Annotated in this window: 25 protein-coding genes, 1 pseudogene and 1 riboswitch; of the genes and pseudogenes, 20 read left to right on the top strand and 6 right to left on the bottom strand. The window is 44.3% G+C overall.

Features of this window, described 5'->3' with window-relative positions:
* Positions 1-3 precede the first annotated feature (3 nt).
* Together BN1002_RS22745 and BN1002_RS23085 are read left to right on the top strand one after the other, a co-directional pair.
* Positions 4-264, top strand: a complete 261-nt coding sequence (locus BN1002_RS22745; RefSeq protein ID WP_048828297.1) for a hypothetical protein — start codon at positions 4-6, stop codon at positions 262-264.
* Positions 261-1,316: a peptidoglycan-binding protein gene (locus BN1002_RS23085; RefSeq protein WP_052445675.1), complete on the top strand. Its 1,056-nt coding sequence runs from the start codon at positions 261-263 to the stop codon at positions 1,314-1,316. Before BN1002_RS22745 ends, BN1002_RS23085 begins: the two co-directional genes overlap by 4 nt.
* Before the next feature lie 58 nt (positions 1,317-1,374).
* Here the strand turns inward: BN1002_RS23085 and BN1002_RS22735 are convergent, their stop codons facing one another.
* Entirely contained in the window at positions 1,375-1,605 is a 231-nt protein-coding gene (locus BN1002_RS22735; protein WP_048828296.1) for a hypothetical protein, read from the bottom strand.
* Positions 1,606-2,173: 568 nt separating this feature from the next.
* On the opposite strand from BN1002_RS22735, the gene BN1002_RS22730 reads away from it, so the two are divergent.
* Both BN1002_RS22730 and BN1002_RS23960 read left to right on the top strand, forming a co-directional pair.
* Complete coding sequence (locus BN1002_RS22730) at positions 2,174-2,428, top strand: LexA family protein (RefSeq protein ID WP_231575139.1); 255 nt, start codon at positions 2,174-2,176, stop codon at positions 2,426-2,428.
* Between the two features lie 34 nt (positions 2,429-2,462).
* A pseudogene (locus tag BN1002_RS23960) lies at positions 2,463-2,615 on the top strand (sporulation protein YhbH); the annotation flags it as partial.
* Between the two features lie 72 nt (positions 2,616-2,687).
* Here the strand turns inward: BN1002_RS23960 and BN1002_RS22725 are convergent.
* Both BN1002_RS22725 and BN1002_RS22720 read right to left on the bottom strand, forming a co-directional pair.
* Positions 2,688-3,263, bottom strand: coding sequence for a DUF2238 domain-containing protein (locus tag BN1002_RS22725; protein WP_048828295.1), 576 nt, complete (start codon positions 3,261-3,263; stop codon positions 2,688-2,690).
* Positions 3,264-3,278: 15 nt separating this feature from the next.
* On the bottom strand, positions 3,279-3,845 hold the full coding sequence (locus BN1002_RS22720; protein ID WP_082036416.1) for a DUF2238 domain-containing protein: 567 nt from the start codon (positions 3,843-3,845) through the stop codon (positions 3,279-3,281).
* A gap of 121 nt (positions 3,846-3,966) precedes the next feature.
* On the opposite strand from BN1002_RS22720, the gene BN1002_RS22715 reads away from it, so the two are divergent.
* From BN1002_RS22715 to fbpA, 6 genes are all read left to right on the top strand, one after another.
* Entirely contained in the window at positions 3,967-4,734 is a 768-nt protein-coding gene (locus BN1002_RS22715) for an NRDE family protein (RefSeq protein WP_048828293.1), read from the top strand.
* Positions 4,735-4,752: 18 nt separating this feature from the next.
* The gene (locus BN1002_RS22710; protein WP_048828292.1) at positions 4,753-5,130 is read left to right on the top strand and encodes a PH domain-containing protein; all 378 of its coding nucleotides are present in this window, start codon (positions 4,753-4,755) and stop codon (positions 5,128-5,130) included.
* A gap of 29 nt (positions 5,131-5,159) precedes the next feature.
* On the top strand, positions 5,160-5,768 hold the full coding sequence (locus BN1002_RS22705; RefSeq protein ID WP_048828291.1) for a class I SAM-dependent methyltransferase: 609 nt from the start codon (positions 5,160-5,162) through the stop codon (positions 5,766-5,768).
* 75 nt (positions 5,769-5,843) lie between these two features.
* Positions 5,844-6,584 carry a hypothetical protein gene (locus BN1002_RS22700; RefSeq protein WP_048828290.1) on the top strand — a complete coding sequence of 247 codons (741 nt, stop codon included), beginning with the start codon at positions 5,844-5,846 and terminating at the stop codon, positions 6,582-6,584.
* Between the two features lie 26 nt (positions 6,585-6,610).
* On the top strand, positions 6,611-6,913 hold the full coding sequence (locus tag BN1002_RS22695) for a heme biosynthesis protein HemY (RefSeq protein ID WP_048828289.1): 303 nt from the start codon (positions 6,611-6,613) through the stop codon (positions 6,911-6,913).
* 105 nt (positions 6,914-7,018) lie between these two features.
* A riboswitch (SAM riboswitch) is annotated at positions 7,019-7,120 on the top strand.
* Positions 7,121-7,523: 403 nt separating this feature from the next.
* Positions 7,524-7,691, top strand: coding sequence for a Fur-regulated basic protein FbpA (fbpA, locus tag BN1002_RS22685; protein ID WP_231575138.1), 168 nt, complete (start codon positions 7,524-7,526; stop codon positions 7,689-7,691).
* Positions 7,692-7,728: 37 nt separating this feature from the next.
* Here fbpA and BN1002_RS22680 read toward each other — a convergent pair whose 3' ends face one another.
* A complete protein-coding gene (locus BN1002_RS22680) occupies positions 7,729-8,007 on the bottom strand; it encodes a hypothetical protein (RefSeq protein WP_048828286.1) in 279 nt (92 codons plus the stop codon).
* 13 nt (positions 8,008-8,020) lie between these two features.
* Entirely contained in the window at positions 8,021-9,301 is a 1,281-nt protein-coding gene (locus BN1002_RS22675; protein WP_048828285.1) for an ArsB/NhaD family transporter, read from the bottom strand.
* A gap of 414 nt (positions 9,302-9,715) precedes the next feature.
* On the opposite strand from BN1002_RS22675, the gene BN1002_RS22665 reads away from it, so the two are divergent.
* A complete protein-coding gene (locus tag BN1002_RS22665; protein WP_231575137.1) occupies positions 9,716-11,863 on the top strand; it encodes a sensor domain-containing protein in 2,148 nt (715 codons plus the stop codon).
* 74 nt (positions 11,864-11,937) lie between these two features.
* Here the strand turns inward: BN1002_RS22665 and BN1002_RS22660 are convergent, their stop codons facing one another.
* Positions 11,938-13,197: an ATP-binding protein gene (locus BN1002_RS22660; RefSeq protein WP_048828282.1), complete on the bottom strand. Its 1,260-nt coding sequence runs from the start codon at positions 13,195-13,197 to the stop codon at positions 11,938-11,940.
* A gap of 251 nt (positions 13,198-13,448) precedes the next feature.
* Between BN1002_RS22660 and BN1002_RS22655 the strand changes: the two genes are divergently transcribed.
* From BN1002_RS22655 to BN1002_RS22625, 9 genes are all read left to right on the top strand, one after another.
* Positions 13,449-13,769: a hypothetical protein gene (locus BN1002_RS22655; RefSeq protein ID WP_048828281.1), complete on the top strand. Its 321-nt coding sequence runs from the start codon at positions 13,449-13,451 to the stop codon at positions 13,767-13,769.
* A 96-nt stretch (positions 13,770-13,865) separates the two neighbouring features.
* Entirely contained in the window at positions 13,866-13,997 is a 132-nt protein-coding gene (locus BN1002_RS24405; RefSeq protein WP_269429827.1) for a hypothetical protein, read from the top strand.
* A gap of 90 nt (positions 13,998-14,087) precedes the next feature.
* Positions 14,088-14,246 (top strand): hypothetical protein, encoded by a 159-nt coding sequence (locus tag BN1002_RS23955; RefSeq protein ID WP_156129738.1) that lies wholly within the window; start codon positions 14,088-14,090, stop codon positions 14,244-14,246.
* Between the two features lie 162 nt (positions 14,247-14,408).
* Positions 14,409-15,080, top strand: coding sequence for a hypothetical protein (locus BN1002_RS22650; RefSeq protein ID WP_048828280.1), 672 nt, complete (start codon positions 14,409-14,411; stop codon positions 15,078-15,080).
* 12 nt (positions 15,081-15,092) lie between these two features.
* A complete protein-coding gene (locus BN1002_RS22645; RefSeq protein WP_048828279.1) occupies positions 15,093-15,323 on the top strand; it encodes an indolepyruvate ferredoxin oxidoreductase subunit alpha in 231 nt (76 codons plus the stop codon).
* A 63-nt stretch (positions 15,324-15,386) separates the two neighbouring features.
* Complete coding sequence (locus tag BN1002_RS22640) at positions 15,387-16,451, top strand: 3-methyl-2-oxobutanoate dehydrogenase subunit VorB (RefSeq protein ID WP_048828278.1); 1,065 nt, start codon at positions 15,387-15,389, stop codon at positions 16,449-16,451.
* Positions 16,448-17,191, top strand: coding sequence for a thiamine pyrophosphate-dependent enzyme (locus BN1002_RS22635; protein WP_231575136.1), 744 nt, complete (start codon positions 16,448-16,450; stop codon positions 17,189-17,191). The genes BN1002_RS22640 and BN1002_RS22635 overlap by 4 nt, the downstream gene beginning before the upstream one ends.
* Positions 17,192-17,193: 2 nt before the next feature.
* Positions 17,194-17,745 (top strand): 2-oxoacid:acceptor oxidoreductase family protein, encoded by a 552-nt coding sequence (locus BN1002_RS22630; RefSeq protein ID WP_048828277.1) that lies wholly within the window; start codon positions 17,194-17,196, stop codon positions 17,743-17,745.
* A gap of 138 nt (positions 17,746-17,883) precedes the next feature.
* On the top strand, positions 17,884-18,225 hold the full coding sequence (locus BN1002_RS22625; RefSeq protein ID WP_048828276.1) for a cupin domain-containing protein: 342 nt from the start codon (positions 17,884-17,886) through the stop codon (positions 18,223-18,225).
* Positions 18,226-18,275 lie beyond the last annotated feature (50 nt).

Below are 18,275 nucleotides of genomic sequence, written 5' to 3'. Positions count from 1 at the left end.
TAGTTGGAACAATTACTCGGGATTGAATTTACGGCATACGTTGCCTTGGCCGTTTTGCTTTATGCAATCCGACAAGCAACGGATATATCGAATCGGTTTATTCCGCTATTAGCTGTAGTGCTTGGCGTTACCTTCGCAATCATGGAAGGGAACGCTTTTTCTTTTGCTGTTTTGGTTGAGGGACTTAAATACGCGCTTTACGGGATTGGATCAGTCGCAGGTCTTAAGTATGCACTTGAAAAGAAAGGTGCTGGAAAACAATGAAAATCATTGAGAGGTTTCTGACCAAAAACAACTGTTTTAAAGCTGGAAAAAAGATTAAAGTTAAAGGGCTAATGCTACATTCTACTGGTGCAAACAACCCTAAGCTTAGCAGGTATATCCAACCTGATGATGGGATTCTCGGTAAAAACCCAAATAACAACGACTGGAACCGTCCTCAGCCAGATGGGCAACAAAAGTGTGTTCATGCTTTTATTGGTAAAGACAAAAATGGCGTTGTTCGAACTTATCAAACGTTGCCTTGGAATCATCGTGGTTGGGGTGGCGGAGGAAAATCCAACGATACCCACATACATGTGGAAATCTGTGAGGACGATTTAAAAGATCCGAAATATTTCAAGGAAGTATATAGGGAAGCTGTTGAGTTATTCGCATATTTGTGCAAGGAGTTTCCTTACCTCATCCCGGATAAAGATATTATCACTCACTCTGAAGGTTATAAAATGGGGATAGCTTCTAACCACGGAGATGTCATGCATTGGTTCCCGAAGCACGGGAAAAGCATGAATACATTTAGGGCTGACGTTAGCAAAGCCCTGGAGGAGGAAGCCGTCCTCAAAAAAGGAGCAAAAGGTGACTCGGTTAAAAAGCTGCAGAATGAATTGATCACGGTTGGGGAAAAGTTGCCAAAGTTCGGAGCTGATGGTGATTATGGCCAGGAGACAGAGAATGCAGTCAAGGCCTTTCAGGCACGTTATAGTTTGACAGTAAACGGAATAGCTGACAATGTCACTCTGAACAAACTGGCAGAGGTATTAAAATCTAAAGTCACTTCAAAGCCTGTACCAGCCCAATCTAAACCAGCACCGGCAAAGCCTGCTGCAGCTCCTAAACAGTTTCTAATCAGGGTGAAAGCTAATAGCCTTTACTACTACACAAAGCCAGATTGGAATGCTAAGGCGGCTATTCCAGTTAAAAAGGGAACCGTCCTTACGGTGGTTCAAACGCTCACTGTAGCCGGCAGCAAGATGTATAAGCTAAAATCAGGGACGTACATCACTGCGAATCCAAAGTATGTTGTGATTGTAAAGTAACCATTGGAGAAGCCCTTCCCGGTTATCGGGAAGGGCTTTTTAAATGGAATTTTTTTTATTAATTTTCAAAATTGTCCTTATAGTGAGGACTTATTTCAACCTCGTCTAGGTTTTCATAATCAATCCCGCCACCATGTCCATCATAAGCTTCAAAGGATATCCTAGCAGGTATTCTTTCTCCTAGAAATTCTTCTTCTTCAAATATTGAGATTTCAACATAGTCGACATTATCTTTACTCAATTCGGTAACCTTTTTGAGCAGGTCGGACACTTTCACTGTTATATTCATACAAATCCTCCTTTGGATGATTTAAGAGATAAGCTATCATTTGAAATTTCATTGTGCTGCCTTATAGATTCATAAATATCCCATCACTATCAACGATAACTCCTAATCATAGGTAGAGTTTTTCCTGAGCTTACAGATCCACACTCTTTGGCCACTTATTCAGGTTTGTGACCACAAAGAGGGAAGGAGTTTATTATATCTCCTTTTAACGCCTAACGGATTGAACTTCTCCTCTTTAGGCTTTACCACCTGTTCCTACCCGGCTTTTGGCTTTTCTTTAGCAGCTGCTTGTCCTGGATCGTCGCCCGCCTTGCATCCTGAAAGCATCAGCGACGCTAAAATTACCCCGGTAATTAGTTTTTATTCACTATCCTTTTCCCCCTATATTTTTTGTATTCCAAAATTTACTTGTTTTAAGACTATCAAGCGAGCTCTATTTTGTAAATCCATTCTACGCCTAAAGCAGGCTTGATATTGTATATACTTTTACATTAATCTTTTTGTTATTGAAAAGGGAACAAATGTTCTTATATAATCAATATAAAGAATGATGGAAGGAGGGGGAATTTTGATTTATTTATTTGATGAGGAAGAATTAACCATGTCTGAAAGGAGAAAACTTCGCGAGAATGAAATAATAAATTATATTACTAATTTTCGAACAGAAACTGGCTATTCTCCTACAATACGGGAAATTGCTAAAAAGACCAGGTTAAAGTCCACAAGCACAGTACATAAATACTTGCTCCGTTTAGAAGAGAAAGGAATTATTAATTGGATAGATAGGAATCCAAGAATGATTAAAGTGAATATTATTAAATAATTAAGTATCAGTATTTTGTGTATATCGTTAATAAGTGTATCAGTACAATCGCCATTCAACTCTCATGACAGCTTATAAAAATATTAAAAATGAAAAATTCATGTACTACATTCTTAAACAAAAAGCAGATGTTTTTAACTCAATGAAAAGCTTTTTTTCAAATGAGGAAGAAAAAAAATACGCTTAATAAAAGCCAGCCGCGGGCTGGCTTTTCCCTTTTCAAATGTAATACGTCAAAAGCAAGACTGGAATCTTTCCGTCAGTCTTTCCCCTTTCTCCATCTTGTCCGCAGCCCTGAACCGATTGCCACTGCCAGGCCTCCAAGTGTATCGGAAATGAGATCGGTCATTGTATCGGTGTTCCCGCCGCCCTGCAGGTTCATGCCAAAGAACTGGTCGGAGCTGAACTCATAAATTTCCCAGACAACACCGCCAAAGACCGCAAACGCGAAAACGAACAGAAAAACAAACCAGGCAGAAATACTTGTCCCCGCCCCGCGATGGATCATCCTTTCATACAACGCTATTCCGGCGAAAGCAAGGATTGCGCCGCTAAGGGCATGAAGGAATGTATCCCACCAACCAAGGCCGTACCAGCCTGAAATAGAGCCCAAGTATTGGGCACTGAACAGAAATATCAGATAAGAAAGAACAAGCGGAAGATTGAACTTCCATTTTACAAAGTAACCGAGGATAAGCGGCACTGCACCGCAGCCGATCCCCGCGGCTGCAACAGAAAATTTGAACGCTTCATTTTGGCTATGGAAGCGGAAGGCGAGCCACGCCATAAATGCCATATAGAGAAGACTAAAAATCACAACAAGCTTTCTGGCCAATCATACCGCCGCCTTTCACAAGTTTGGCTTTCGGATTACTGCATATAAACTTGCCAGCAGGCCACCCGCTGTGCCTGAAAGAAGATCTAACATTGTATCCTTATTGCCGCCACGCTGCATCGTATGAGTAAAAAATTGGTCGCCAAGGAATTCGTAAATCTCCCAGATAACGCTCGCGGTAACTGAAAGAGAAAGGGTAAATAAAAAGATAACCGGCCGGGAAACACCATCCCTTGCCTGTGAAGGCACCAATAACTTGTAGAGGGTGATTCCGATGAAGCCGACAAGAATTCCTTTATAGAAATGAATAGTAGAATCCCACCATGAATATTTGAGATAGAAGGATGCGATAGAACCGAGAAAGATGGTACTCAGAATTGCAATATAATAGCCGATGATGATTGGAAGATTAAACGGATTTCTTTTTGCAAAAAGAAGAAGCAGAGGCAGTGCGCTGGCGCCGATGCCTCCCGATGCCACCTGCCATCTGGAGGTGTCCCCTTTGTTAAAATAGTAAATAACAAGCGCGGCCAACATTAATATAAAAACCGAACTTAGCCCTATGATCCATTTCCGCTTCATTTTCACACCTCGTATCCGGAAGTACATATTAGTATTTCCAGTTCAGGCAAAAACATGATACATTCCTTTCAAAAATGGGATACTATTAATGTATAGAATATGTTGGAAGGCGGTGATACCGTTGTGCCTTATACTGTTTGCCTATAAAGCGCATCCAAGTTACAGGCTGATTGTCGCGGGCAACCGGGACGAAAGCTATGCGAGGCCAACGGCACCAGCTGATTTCTGGAAGGATGAGCCGGAAATTCTTGCCGGGCGGGATCTTGAGAAAATGGGGACATGGATGGGGGTGACGAGGGACGGGAAGTTCGCGGCACTGACGAACTACCGTGATCCGAAGGAAATGGTCGTCACCAGCAAGCTCTCACGCGGAGACCTTGTCGCTGGTTTTCTAAAGGGAGAAATGCCCGCAGAGGCGTATATGCAGGCGGCTGAGACATCGAAGGTGTTATATCCTGGCTATAATCTTCTAGCTGGAGACGGAACAGGGCTTTATCACTATTCAAATATTGAAGGCAAGATCCGTGAAATTGAACCAGGTATTCATGGGCTGAGCAACCATTTCCTCAACACTCCCTGGCCAAAGGTGGAAAGGGGCAAAAAAGGCCTCAGGGAACTTTTGCAGACAGATGAAAAGGATCTGCGGAAAAACCTGTTCAGCTTGCTCCAACATGCCGAACCAGCGCCAGATGATCAACTCCCCGACACAGGAATTGGACTTGAATGGGAAAGGCTTCTATCACCTCTTTTTATCCGCTCCAAAGGGTATGGGACAAGGTGCTCGACGGTATTGCTGATGGAAGAGGAGCAGTTAACCTACATTGAAAGAATTTACGAAGGCGATAGTTTTGCCGAAAAGGAATTTATAGTTCCATTTAAAATGAAATGATAAAGGAGGAAAAATAATATGGGATTTCTCGATGGATTAATGGGGAATGCTTCGGAAGTCAATCTTCAGGAGGTGCAGAATGAGTATGCCAAGGTCCTGGCACCTGGCGAGGCAATTGAAAAAGCGTACCGGCTGATCAGGGATATGTTTATCTTCACGAACCGGCGCTTAATTCTTGTCGATAAACAGGGGATTACAGGACGGAAGACGGAATACCACTCGGTTCCATACCGCAGCATCACTCATTTCAGCATTGAAACAGCAGGCAGCTTCGACCTGGACGCAGAGCTGAAAATCTGGATTTCAGGCAACCCGGTCCCTTTGCAAAAGCAGTTCAACAAAAGTTTGAATATTTACGAACTCCAAAGTGTCCTTGCCGCTTATGTATTAAGGTAACCAAATGAATTAGAAGGAACGTGCTGATAATGGGGAAATGGTTCGCTGCTTTTTATGACACAGCCATGAAAGGCCTGGAAGAAAAAAAGTTTAGTGCTATAAGGCAGAGCTTGCTGGAGAAGGCTTCAGGGCACGTTCTGGAGATTGGCTCAGGCACTGGAATCAACTTCCCGTTCTATAAGAATGCTGAAAAAGTCGATGCCATTGAGCCAGATTCGCATATGGTGAAACGATCGCAAAACCGCCTGGCCGATGCGAAAGTTCCAATTGAGACTCATTTGCAAAGTGCAGAACAGCTGGATTTTCCAGATGATACATTCGATTCTGTCGCGGCGACACTTGTTCTTTGTACAATTCCCAATCATAGAAGAGCTATTTCGGAAATCAAGCGGGTTTCGAAGCCGGGAGCAAGATTGCTGTTTTTTGAACATATCCAAATGAGGCAGCGACCTTTGGCGTTAATGCAGGACTTCATGAACCCGGTTTGGAAAAGAGTTTGCGGGGGCTGCCATTTAAACCGGGAAACTCTGTCTGATATTAAGGATGCCGGCATCAGGATTGACCGCGTGGAGAGTTTTTATGGAGGCTTATTTGTCACAGCCGAATGCACTAACATTAAGCCAGTCATCGACAAGTAAAATTTATTCCTTAGGTTAGTAATCCGGCTGGCAGGGAATGGGTTTAAGAAGACTGATTAATTGGAGTGATGATGAATGTCTGTCTACTACGTCCATCTAGCCGTACCGATTACCCAGCCGAACAGTACATATTTTGCAGGATGGGAACGGGCCAATCCCGAGCCATTTATGTTTGATAAGCCAGACAGATTCACACTGTTTCGCCGGAAAGGCGAACCTGGCATCCAACTCGCCAAGGATGACCGCAACAACTGGTATTTCATGACGATGTTTCGGTCGGAAAGTTTGTCTGGCCTTAAATGGGCCAGGCAGGCAGCTCGTCCAGCTTATGTGGAGGAAGGCTTTGACCTTCCACTCCTAGATTTATTGCAAAGCGAAGGAATCACCATTCTGGAGAATGGCTTTGACAAGGCTTTTGCCCATACGAGTGTCTTCGTTGACAACGTCAATGATTTTCCGAGTCGGCTGCAGGCTCGTCTCGCAAACGCGGATGGCGAAGATGACCCGGCTGTAGTTAATAACATACACTTTGTGGGGAATTTGTTTAAAGGAAAAAGAACGAGGTATATTGCCGGAGCGGAAACAAAATCATTCGCCACTTTAACAGAAAATGAGCAATACTTTGAGGAAATCCATCTTAAAACCAATGCATTTCTTTATTTGCTTTATTTTCTCTATTATCATAAACACCAAATCCTCCCTTCGAAGCAAATGGTGCCCAGGCTGCTCGGCAATCTTTGGGCGTCCAAACAGGCGATGAATGCGGATTGGAATCCATCACTCCTGCAAACAGAACAGCTGAAGGAAATGGATTAAGAAGCAAGGAAGGGGTTTAACAACAAATGAATGTTAAAATTAACCGAAATGCAGCAAAAGTTTTGAAGGAAATGCTCTCGCACGAGTCTGCGGAAGGAAAGATGTTCAGGGTGATCATCACTCATATGCACGGCGACCATGCCCACTATGATCTCGTCCTCGATACCCCGAAAGAGCATGATGAAGTCGTACACACCGACAAAGGAATCGACGTTATCGTTGATTCCCGGGAGGAGTATCTTGATGGTGTCTGGATCCAATATTTTTATGTCCCGCAGGAGGAATTTGTAATTACGAATCCATCTAAGGGCGGCCATCATCATCATTAAAAAATCCGGCGCCGGTAAATTTTTCGGCGCTGTTTTTATTTTTCTTCTTATGGTTGACATTCCCAATCGAATAGGCTAAAGTAGATGAAATTGAAAAATGAATCATACTTATCAAGAGAGGTGGAGGGAAAGGCCCTATGAAACCTCGGCAGCAGGCCGGACGGCACTGTGCCAATTCCTGCAGGCATGAAGCCTGGAAGATAAGGAGAGAAAAGCGACGGGCCCTCTTTTTATCAAGAAGGGTTTTTTTCATACCCTTAAACGTCCAGCCTCTTCCTGACCAGGGAGATTTTTTCTAAATTGGTTGAACATAAATATTACACCATTTTATTAGAATAGCTGGTTGATTGGAGCTCAGGCATGTAGACTCCTCGAAAATGCTAACGCATTTTCTTCGTGCATAGTCCATTCGAAGAAGCTGTTGTCCTGCGGGATAGCGCAGCAAGTGGAGACCCCGCAGGAGCAACGCGACGAGGAGGCTCCACTGATGCCCCGCGGAAAGCGAAATGCCCGGAGCGGAAATCAACCACCTCGTTCCCGTTTCACACCAATCTTTATTTCAACCTATATGTATGCATTGCTTTACCACTATAAAGAAAGGAGAAAGAAAGTGGCCAGATTATCAGAACTAGTTGAAAGAAGGAAAGAACAATTGATTGAGGAACTATTGCAGAGGAATATTTATAAAACATCCGACGAGAAACATCTTTACGATGCCCCATTAAAAATCCTCGAAAATGAATACAGGCTTGTCCTTAAAAAGGAAGCCGGAAAGTAACGGCACTTTCCGGCTTCATTCCCTTGTGAAGCGAATCCTATACCCATTTAAGGGAAATAAGGATTTTCTGCTTAAACAGTTGGAGAAGAAAATCAGTATAATATTCTTCCTTGACCGTCACTTTTACTTGCTTATCAAGATTGGTATAAAAAAAGGCGTCAAAGTCATCATCATTTCCATAAAAATAGTCCCGGACATCTGAAAATCCCTGCTCAAGGGCTTGATCTGGAAATGAAAATAAGAACTCGTGCACAACACCATCCTTCTTCTCGGCGATCCCTACCTGACTTTCATTGTACTCATATACCAGTCTCATCCTTTCCCCTCCCTTATTGTAAGTATCTGACATAAACATAAACAGTACAGATGATCATTGTCAAAAGCATGAGTGGAAACGCTATAGCAAGAAACTTCATAAAGGAGATCGGCTGCTTTTCCTTTGCTGCCATGCCTGCGACGATCACATTGGCACTGGCGCCAATCAGCGTTCCATTTCCGCCAAGGCAGGCGCCAAGGGCAAGGCTCCACCAGAGCGGCTCCAGGTTCGTAATCCCTAGCGAGCCCATATCCTTGATCATAGGGATCATGGTTGCGACGAACGGAATGTTATCAATGAATGCCGAAGCAATCGCGCTCACCCAGAGAATCAGAAGGGAAGTTGCTGTGACCTCACCACCAGTCAATTTCATTGATTTTTCGGCAAGCATCGTAATGACTCCTGTTTCCACTAATCCGCCGACAAGTACAAATAGACCGATAAAGAAAAAGATGGTCAGCCATTCCACTTTCTTCATTGAATCTTCCAAATAATGTTCTCCGGTCATAAGAAGCAAAAGGAAAGCCCCTGCCAAAGCGATTGTCGCATTTTCGACATGGATGAAGCCGTGGAGGAAAAAGCCAATGATTGTCACTGTTAAAGCAAAAAGTGATTTTTTTAGCAGCAAGGAATCGGTAATTTCCGCTTTTTCATCCAGATTCATAATACCTGCCTTCAATTCATCTGTAGTTGAAAGGGATTTTCGGAAAATCAGCGCTAGAACGGCGATATTCACTACGAGAACAATCGCGGCAATCGGCGCAAGATTGAAGATAAATGCTGAAAAAGTGAGTTCCTTAACGGCGCTTCCAATCATGATGTTAGGTGGATCCCCGATAAGCGTGGCGGTACCGCCGATATTTGAAGCGATTATTTGTGAAATTAAATAAGGCATTGGGTTTACTTTAAGCTGTCTGGTAATGCTGAATGTAACCGGTACGATCAGGAGGACGGTTGTGACATTGTCCAAAAAGGCGGATGCCAAGGCGGTTATGGTACCCAGGACAATCAATAGCTTCAAAGGTTCACCTTTTACCTTTTTTGCCGCCCAGATTGCCAGGTAGCGGAACAATCCTGTTTCCGCCGTGATGGCTACGATGAGCATCATTCCTGTTAGTAAACCTAGTGTGTTAAAGTCAATGTGATCAAGGGCTGTTTCCTGGCCTAGAATCCCGAGAAGGACCATTGCGATGCCTCCAGCCATGGCAATGATTGTTCTATGGATTTTCTCCGTTACGATAAATGCGTACGCAAAAAGAAAAATTCCAATGGCAAGTAATGCTTGATTTGTCAAAATCCCATCTCCCGAGTAAAAAAAGTATGTTTAAAGCTTTGGAATTTTTAAAAAGCTTACGAAAAAAATTATATTGAAATACAATAAAAAATACAATAGAGCAGATTCATGCATCATTGGAAAAAACTGATAGTTTGCTCAATGTCCTCCCAATGCTAAAAAAATCGATCTTTGTGTCAATTATGAAGATTTTGATAAAGAGAAGATATGAATTTTCTCACAATGAACTGGTATTTTCATGAATTTTTCGGATTCTCTCCATCCATTCCTTTTCTGGACGATATAAAATATTTGTAAGGGAAATCATCTGACCGATCGGGGTGAGCAATAAGCGATTCCAGCAGTCTTCTTTTGCCGGGAAGCGGACCGTCGGGGTGTTGATGACGACATAAGCAAAAGTGAGGCTGGCCGGGGATGACAAAGAAACCAGACATGGATTTACAGGAAGTCCGCCAATTAAAGAGTGAGTTCTCCGCGTTATTGGAACGGGTGGATGAACTCGAGAAAAAGGAAATGGACCTGGCAAAAAAACTTAGAATCAGTGAAAAAATCAAGCTGAATATCCTGAACGCACTTCCTATTAATATCTTTTTGGAAGACCGGGAAGGGCGGACGGTGTTTGTAAACGACCAGGTAGTAAAAGCGCATGGAATGAAGCGGGAAGAACTGCTTGGAAAAACGGTCTTTGACTTCTTTCCCCGGCATATTGCAGAAATGAACCGCAAGGTAGACGAAGAGGTGTGGAGACAAAGGAAGCTGATTACAAATGAAATTATTGGCGGATTCCAAGGGGAAGAACGTGAACTGCTGACGGGGAAAACGGTTATTCAGGCGGAAAACGAGGACTTTTTGCTTGGGTTCGCTTTGGACATTACCGACCGGGTCAATGCGGAGAAAATGCTAAAGGAAAGCGAAGAAAAATTCAGGAATGTAGTCGACCAGGCAGCAGATGGCATTTTTCTGATTAAGATAGACGGAAGCCTTAGTAATGTTAATGCTGCGGCGGCAGCGATGCTAGGATATCAAAAAGAGGAATTGCTCGAAAGGAACGTATCTGAAATTTTTGAAATCCTTCCCCAAAAACTGAAAGAACCCATAAGTTGTTCAGAAACCAGTGAATCTTGCCACTTTGAAGACAATTTGGCGGCAAGTGACGGAACACGCATCCCGGTGGACATTAATCTCCGCTTGATCAATATTGGCGGCAAAAATAAATACTTAGCACTTGGAAGGGATATCCGCGATAAAAAGAAAGCAGAAAAGGCCATCCAACATATGGCTTTTCATGATGCGCTGACAGGGCTTCCGAATCGTTGGTACATCCAATCCTTCATGCTGAAGTATTTCCTAAAGAAGAGCCAGGGGAAATTAGGCGTCATTCTTCTCGATCTTGATCATTTTAAAGTAATTAACGACAGTATGGGCCATGAAGCGGGAGATTCCCTCCTCATAGATGTGGCAGAAAGATTGCGCGCGGTTTGCCTAGACGGAATGATCGCGGCAAGGTTCGGCGGTGATGAATTTATCGTCCTTATCCCGGATATTAATTCAAAAGAAGCGGCACTCGCAGTCGGGGAAGAAATTTTTTCTGCTTTGGAAAAGCCCTTTTTTATTGGTTCTCAAAAGGTCATCGTGACAGCGAGTATCGGTATTAGCATCAGCCCGGAGGATGGGAGTGAGTTGAATGAGCTACTCAGGAATGCCGACCTTGCAATGTACCGCTCAAAGGAGAACGGCAGAAACTGCTGCAGGTTATATGATTCATCCTTGAATGATAAAGCGGTGGAAAGGCTGGCAAAGGAAATTGCGTTGCACCAGGCATTGGAAAAAGGTGAATTCCTGCTCCATTATCAGCCGAAACTAAACCTTAAAACGAAGGAAGTCTATGGCTTTGAGGCGCTTTTGCGATGGAGAAAAGGTGGAAAACTGTTATATCCGGATCGGTTTATAGAAGTCGCGGAAGAAACCGGATTAATTGTGCAGGTTGGTGAATGGGTTCTGAGGGAGGCGTGTAGACAATGCCAGGAATGGCATAAGCAAGGGATGGAGCAGATTTCGGTAAGCGTCAATTTGTCGCCAAGGCAATTTCAAAGGCAGGATTTAGGAAGGCTGATTGCTGAAATCCTCGAAGAAACCACGCTTCCTGCCGATAAGCTTGAACTTGAACTGACAGAAAGTACAGTCATGAAAGAGCCGGAAGAGGCCGCTCAAGTTCTTGGTCAACTTAAAATGCTGGGAGTTTCCATTGCCATAGACGATTTTGGGACAGGCTTTTCTTCACTCAGTTACTTGAAACACTTTCCGATTGACGTGCTGAAGATAGATAGGTCATTTATTCATAACCTTGAGTGGGAAGAGGCAAATGCATCAATCGCTTCTGCGGTGATATCCCTCGGCCGAAGCTTGAAATTAAAGATTGTCGCCGAGGGAGTTGAGTCCAGGGAGCAGCTTTCTTTTCTGGAGGGAAATTCATGCGACTTTGCTCAGGGCTACTATATCAGTCGCCCTCTTGATGCGAAATCAGCCGCATCTTATATCACGCAATCACATCTGCCTGTTTAAAAAAAGAGACCCGGGGTGCCGGGTCTCTCTTTCGTATGCGCAGCTTACTTAGAATAATAGGTTCTGCAACAGAGTTAAACAGTAGGATTAGGCAATAAAATTTTTAGATCCGTCCCTTCGCCAAGGGTACTGGATACTTCGATTTTACCGCCCATTGACTGGACAATCCTCCAAACGATCATCATGCCAAGGCCTGTCCCGTTACTTTTTGTAGAGAAGTATGGTTCACCAAGCTTTGCAATTTGCTCATCGTCCATGCCTGCTCCGTTATCCTGAAAGCCTATTTCAATATTGTTATTATTTCGGCTCAATTCTATGAACAAAGTTCCTCCAGCAGGCATTGCTTCAATGGCATTTTTCCCGAGGTTAATTAAAACTTGACGGAATTTTTTCTTCTCGCAAACATAAAAAATTGAATCAACTGCATGCAGCCCAATTTCGACATTATACATATTGGAATAGGGAAGAAGGACTTCCTTCGCCCATTGGACCTCATCTTTCAAATTTACTTCTTCCCTATCATCAGGAAATGGATTTGCCAGGACAAGATAATCATCTATGATGTCTTTAGCCCTGTCCAATTCCTGAATGGCTATGGAAATGTATCTTTTCCGTTCACCCTCTTCAAGGCTGGGGTTAAGCAGCATTTGCAAAAAACCGCGCGAGGCTGTAAGCGGGTTTCTAATCTCGTGTGAAACACTCGCTGACATTTCACCAATCAATTTAATTTTAGCTGCCTTGAATAATTCATCCCTTAGCCGCATATTCCGTTCAATATAATTAAGAATACTGGTAACGATAAGGGCACCAAGCAGTTGGACTCCAATGAATATATAAGCAAAATTACCATAAATCAGGGGGACGCTGGCGATTATTTTTGACAAGGCAAGAACCATAACTGAAAAGAAGACGGTAAGGCTTGATGTAACAAGGTACCGCTTTGAAAAAGAAAGTTTTAAATAGCCTGTTTTCATAAAAGGGACAATCAGGAAAATCGTTGTGTGTATGGATAAGTAAACATAGAAGCTTTCACCACCGCCAAGGAAAAGGCGGTATGCCAGTACGATTGCCATGGCCGGCAGTATTTTTTTATATCCAAGGTAAAGGCATCCAAAAATTAAAGGCAGCTGTCTTAAATCGAATAGATAATCCTCTGGGAATTGGACTGGAAACGTCATACACAACACAGAAGATACTGCGGGCATAAGTGCCAATAATAACGCTTGTGTACGATCTTTGACATTGTTCACTTTTTCGCCCCAGATACACATGACGAAGATGGGCAGAAAGCTAATGAAAAAAACATTCAGGAGTAAATCCTTGAATACTTGCATGTAAAAGACCTCACTTTCCGCATTATGGGATATTTAAAGTAAAACAAAAAGTAAAATGGAAACTCTTTCCTAATATAATTATTATATTAATGTTAAAAAGGGGCGATGAAAACCTTTTTCTATACTTCCACTAAACTGACAGAAATTTGCCACAAACATTTGAAGAAAAAATGAAAATTGCCATTTCAGGAAAACACCATCAAGGAATTGTTTTATAATGAAGTCAACGAAAACCGGAGGTGGGATATAGGGTGAATGTCACAACAATTATTGAGATGGAAAACAGGGAAGTAGAAAATAGGGCAGGAGCAAAGCTTGTTTTCGCCCAGGAGTTTGTTGATGAAAACATTATTGAAACATGCGTCGAGTGCTTTAAGGAAGAAGGATCCGAACAAAGGATTTCAACCGAGGATGCTATGGATCGAGTATTTTTGCAATTAAAGGAAGAAGGGATCATTCCTGGCCAAGTTGAGGAATATTCCTACGAAATGCCTTCCTGCGGCCAATTAAAGAAAAATTCAATAGGTAATGATGAAATCCCTCAAAAAGTGATTCTTTCATTCATGAGTTAAGAGCAGTTGTTTGCCAGGCGGGCCTCCATACTTAAGAGAGGTCCTTTTTCTTTTTTTTAATTGAAAGGCTCAGTTAAAGGTGAGCTTTGAATATTAATGAAGTTGATTGGAACGGAGGGGACTGACTACGGCGGGATGAAGCGGCACGTGGAGACCCCTCGAAAAGCGAAAGCGCCTTGGTCAGCCCCGACAAGCGCTGGAGGGCCAGAAGGGGAAGTCGTTCTTTGACTTCACATTCGGGACCGAAGCGACCTCGAGGGGCTAGGCGCTGCAGCTAGACAAACAGGCGTCTATGACGCCGAGGAGGCTCCATAAAGAATGCTCCTGCGCCACAGACTATTCGAGGAAGAGAACCTTCAGCTCGTCGCAAAGCAGCACGAAGCCAATTCGTGGATGTTTTTCATGATGTTAGTGCAGGTAGATGCTTCGCCCCGCGGAAAGCATGTCCCCGGAGTGGAAATCAACAATCTAGGATAACAGCGCCAATTGAAAAGTTAGGAAGCGGAATTCACACCCGCTTCTCCCTAGGTGTGATAAACGTCAAAGCCAACTGTCAGCCTCCTCTATTATAATGGCTTTGGAAGAATTAGTTAGACCACAACTATGTAAGCGTTTACATTAAAAGGAGTTGTCATACCAATGATGCTGAACTCCAGAGTGACAGTTCTTGCCGGGCATTTTGGAAGCGGGAAAACTGAGCTCGCCCTGAATTTGGCCCTGACTGAAGCCGCAAGGGGAAGAAAGGTCGCAATTGCTGACCTGGATGTCATCAATCCTTATTTCCGTTCAAGGGATATTGCCGGATTCCTCCATGAAAAAGGTATTGAACTGATTGGACCGCCGCCAAGGCTTTCCGCCTCCGACCTCCCCATAGTATCAGGAGAAATATACCGGGTAATTCACGATCCTTCCTACACGGTCATTATTGATGCCGGCGGCGAAAAGGATGGAGCAACCGTTCTCGGCCAGTATTATCATGAATGGAAGCATATGCAGGTGAATATGCTTTTTGTCCTGAACGCAAATCGGCCCTACGTCAGTACTGAAGAAGGAGCTGCAGAGGCTGTACAGGGAATCGAAAGGGCAGCCCGGCTTCCGGCTGGCGGGATTGTCAATAACACAAACCTTGGGGCCGCTACACGACCGGAAGATGTTTTGAAAGGCGAGAAGCTTGCCCTGGCCATCTCGGAAAAGTTGGGGATTGCATTTGCTTTCACGTCCATTTCACGGCATGTGGAATGTTCCCCTGAATTCGCGGACAGAAATGATTTGATTGTTATTGATCGGTACATGAAATTGCCATGGGAATAAGGAGGAATATGAGTGGAGCAGAGAGTTGTTTTTAATGAAAACTACTGTAAATCCTGCAGCCTGTGCATAGGGGTATGCCCAGCAAATATTATTTTTCTCTCAGACCGCCTGAACACAAAAGGGTATCGGCCTGCTGCGGTCGTTGAGCAGGAAAAGTGTATAAGCTGTGCGAAATGCGGACAGATTTGCCCGGATGGTGTCATTTCGGTTTACAGGCCTGTAAAGAAAAAGTTGTCTGTCTAGACTGTTATCGGACTATTAGTCTATTAACCGAGAATTCTTACAGGCAAGGAAAGGAGAAAGACAATGGCAAAAGTATTGATGAAGGGAAATGAAGTTATTGCGGAAGCGGCAATCCATGCCGGCTGCAAATACTTTTTCGGCTATCCGATCACGCCGCAAAGCGAACTGGTGGCCTATATGGCAAGGCGCCTCCCGGAAGTGGGCGGGCTGTTCCTCCAGGCTGAAAGTGAAGTAGCTGCGATTAATATGGTTTACGGAGCCGCAGGGACAGGGGTAAGAGTCATGACATCATCCTCCAGCCCGGGGTTCAGCCTGAAGCAGGAGGGGATTTCCTATCTTGCCGGTGCAGAGCTTCCTGCTGTTATTGTGAATGTGGTTAGAGGCGGTCCTGGGCTAGGAAATATCCAGCCAGCCCAATCCGATTATTTTCAGGTAACAAAAGGCGGCGGGCATGGTGATTATCATACACCTGTTCTTGCCCCGGCAAGCCTGCAGGAAATCGTTGATTTGACTAGGGAATCATTTGCTATTGCCGACCGTTACCGGACACCGGTCATTCTGATGGGTGACGGGATGCTCGGACAAATGATGGAGCCTGTTGAATTTTCCCGGGAAATGCAAAGTGATTTTCCCCCTAAGGAATGGGCAACGACAGGGACCAGGGGGGACGGAAAGCGGAGGGTGATTACTTCACTTCAACTGGACGCCGAAACACTGGAACAACGCAATATCCACCTGCAAAAAAAATACGCTGAAATCGTGAAGAACGAAGTCCGCTATGAGACTTATTTGACCGAAGATGCCGATTATATCATTACTGCTTTCGGGACAGTTGCAAGGATCGCCATGAATGCAATTGACAGGGCAAGAAAACAGGGGATCAAAGTGGGGCTTATCAGGCCCATTTCCTTATGGCCATTTCCGGTACTGCCATTTCATGAAACGCGGGACCGTGTGAAGGGATACTTGTCAGTGGAAATGAGCGCAGGGCAAATGATTGAAGATGTCAGGCTTGCCGTAGAAGGAAAGGCGCCGGTGGACTTTTACGGAAGAACTGGAGGAGTCGTGCCGACCCAGGAAGAGATTTTTGGCAAAATAACTGAACTTGCCGGGAGGGTGATGGTATGAGCATGAAGACTGTTTTTGAAAAAACAACAGGGCTGACTGATGATCCAACCCACTATTGTCCCGGCTGCACACACGGGATCATTCACCGGCTGGTTGGAGAAGTACTGGAAGAAATGGACATTCTTGAAGATACAGTCGGGGTTGCCTCAGTTGGCTGTTCGGTCCTTTCGTATGAATATTTCAATTGTGATATGACCCAGGCGGCCCATGGGCGTGCGCCAGCTGTGGCCACAGGCATCAAGAGGGTGCTTCCAGACCGGTTTGTTTTTACGTACCAGGGTGATGGGGATTTGGCTTCGATTGGGATTAGCGAAGTGATCCATGCAGCGGCAAGAGGAGAAAATATAACCGTTATATTCGTGAACAATGCAATATATGGGATGACAGGCGGCCAGATGGCGCCAACCACGCTGATTGGCCAAAAAACGGCAACAAGCCCATTCGGCCGAGATCCAATTCTGCAAGGCTTGCCGATCCGCGTCAGTGAAATGATCGCCACACTTGATGGAGCCGCCTATATTGAACGTGTTTCTGCCCATGATGTACCGCACATTATCAAAGCAAAAAAAGCGATTCGGCGGGCGTTCGAAACTCAGAAAAAAGGCCTTGGCTTTTCCATGGTTGAGGTTCTATCCACCTGTCCAACGAACTGGGGGCTCGACCCTCATGAATCCCTTGTTTGGGTGAAGGAAAGCATGGTTCCAGTCTACCCGCTTGGGGTTTACAAGGGAGGGGAATAACGATGCTTGAGGAAATTATCATTGCTGGTTTCGGGGGCCAGGGAGTCATGTCCATGGGGCAGCTGATTGCCTATGCCGGACTGCATGAAGGGAAAAATGTTTCCTGGCTACCTTCATATGGACCTGAGCAAAGGGGCGGGACGGCTAACTGCGCTGTGGTAGTCAGTGATGAGCCCATCGGGTCACCGCTCGTCAGCGCTCCTTCCGCTGCCATTGTTCTGAACATCCCTTCCTTTGAAAAGTTCGAGCCAAAGGTCCGGGCTGGTGGCCTATTGCTGACAAACAGCTCCCTTATCGGGAAAAAGTCGCAGCGGACTGATCTCACTGCAATTGAAATAAATGCAACCGCAATGGCTAATGAACTTGGGAATGGCAAGGTTGCCAACATGATTTTATTAGGAGCCTTCATCAAAGCCACGGGCATTTTATCACCGGAGTCTGTTCTATCTTCCTTACAGCAGGTTTTATCTCCGGATAAGCATTATTTACTGGAGATGAACAGACTGGCTTTAAATAAAGGAGCGGAAATAGTCTGTGAAATAAAAGTTAAATAGGAATTAAAAAGGCGGGGCAATGTTTTTTAATGCCCCGTTTTTTATATATTCAGCGTGATGGGGCTCACTTAAATGAAAATTATTATCATTTATAATGGATATAAGAATAGCAAAGCATAAAAATGGAGGGATCATTAGATGGAAAAACAGTCACTGTTATCTTATATTGAGTTGAATGAAGAAAGATTTACGAAGCGGATTATTTTTAAAAAAGGTGAAAGCACCGCCTTTGTCCTGAACTTTAACCCTGGCCAGCAACTGCCGCCGCATAAGCATCCGGGCACGGAAGTTTATCTGTTGGTGCTTTCAGGCAAAGGCACATTCATCATTGATGGAACAGAGCAGGATGTACAGGAAAATGATGTCATCCATTGCGCCGGGGAAGAAACGCTCGCTTTCAATAACAGCGGTGACGAACCGGTCAGCCTATATGTCATCTTAAGCAAAGTTCCATCCCCGGAATACGCTAAGGATATTTAACAGCAACGAGCCTGCCGCCTTCAAGGGTGGCAGGCTCTATTTAACAATTA

It is taken from the genome of Bacillus sp. B-jedd (genome assembly GCF_000821085.1).
GTDB lineage: Bacteria > Bacillota > Bacilli > Bacillales > Cytobacillaceae > Bacillus_D.
This window is presented reverse-complemented; position numbering and strand designations above follow the sequence as displayed.